The 1,319-nt window shown below is 72.3% G+C and carries 2 protein-coding genes; both read left to right on the top strand.

Going from position 1 to position 1,319, the window contains the following annotated elements:
- The coding region (locus ABZS54_RS42980) for a chaplin family protein (RefSeq protein WP_355548928.1) at nt 1–142 on the top strand (142 nt) is incomplete at its 5' end.
- Nucleotides 143–934: 792 nt separating this feature from the next.
- On the top strand, nt 935–1,279 hold the full coding sequence (locus ABZS54_RS42985; protein ID WP_355548925.1) for a hypothetical protein: 345 nt from the start codon (nt 935–937) through the stop codon (nt 1,277–1,279).
- Nucleotides 1,280–1,319: the final 40 nt, after the last annotated feature.

Consider the following 1,319-nt stretch of genomic DNA (forward strand, 5'->3'; position numbering starts at 1 on the left):
GTGCGGGAACACCGTCGACATCGTCGGCATCCTCAACCCCACGATCGGCAACACCTGCCTCAACGTCGACGGGGACGACGACCGGCACGACGACCGGCACGAGGGCCACAAGAACGCCGACTTCGGCGGCAACCACGGCTGACCCCCGAGGACACCTTCCGCGAACGTTCCTCCATGTCCGAGTCGCGGTGGGGAACGGGACGGCTCCGGTCGCGCGTGCGGCCGGAGCCGTCCCCCGTTCGCGCCCCGGCAACCCGCACGACGGTCGCGCCGCACATGTCACGCCGGCCCCGACCGACGCGGACGGCGTTCGAGGAAAGCGCACGCACGCGCGGATCCATCACGCCATCGACGCGCCGAGGTCGTGACACCGAGGAGGGCTCTCGGGGGGCCGGCCCGCTCTCGGGGGGCGGGATCGGCCGGCCGCGCGGCGAGGTCCCAGGCACCTTCCTGTACGGGAACCCGTGCGCCGCACGGCACTTACCGGGTGATGATTTCGGGCAGTCGTCGCCGCCCACCGTGGGGGCGACGACGACGCCGAATCGACTGAACGGTTGTCGGAGCGGGTACACGCCGTCGTCCGGCGGCCGTGGACGCGTTCGGTAGGGCGCGGTCCGGTCGTGGTTGCACGTGTAGGGAGAGTGTCGTGACATTCGCATCCGATCCCGACTCACCGACGCCGGCGCGTCACGAGTCCACCGAGCCCGCCGTGGGTTCGCAGACGTGGGCCACTCCGCCGGGGGCACCCGCGCCGCCTCCACGGCCCGCCTCGCCGCCGGCTCGGACGTGGGATACGACGCCTCCGCGGCCCGCCTCCGCGCCGGCTGCGGAGCACTCCGGGCCGGTCGCGCACCCGGTCTCGGACGCACCGACACCGCGCGCATCGACACCCCGCGCATCGACACCGGGCGCACCGGTGGCACCGAGGACAGGGATGCCGGGCGACCCGGTCGGGGAACCGTCCGGCGACACCGCGCGGGGGTCTTCGCAGGACGCGGCGGAGCGGCTGTTGCGTCTGGCGGCGGTGCATCGGTCGGTGCCGGACGTCGCGCGGATGATCGCGATCCTGAGGGATTGTTCGAATCCGGCCGCCGAGGACGCGTTGCGGGAGGCGGCGGTGACGCGGCCGGTGAGTGATCTGGTGTTGTTGGCGGAGTTGTTGAGTGATCCCATGCACGCCGGGCAGGGCACGCGCCCCGTCGTGGAGCCCGACCTGCTTGCACCGCGAGTGTCGGCGCGCCCGGGGGTCGCCGGCGCGCCCGTGCCGTCCGCGATGTAGATCGGAAGAGAACACGACAGAAATCCAGTAAGATCTATAA

The sequence above is a fragment of the Embleya sp. NPDC005575 genome (genome assembly GCF_040605455.1).
Taxonomy (GTDB): Bacteria; Actinomycetota; Actinomycetes; order Streptomycetales; family Streptomycetaceae; genus Embleya.

What these genes read in the sequence shown, in the direction of transcription:
- ABZS54_RS42985 (WP_355548925.1), top strand. Translation starts at nt 935, where the DNA reads ATGCCGGGCGACCCGGTCGGGGAACCGTCCGGCGACACCGCGCGGGGG.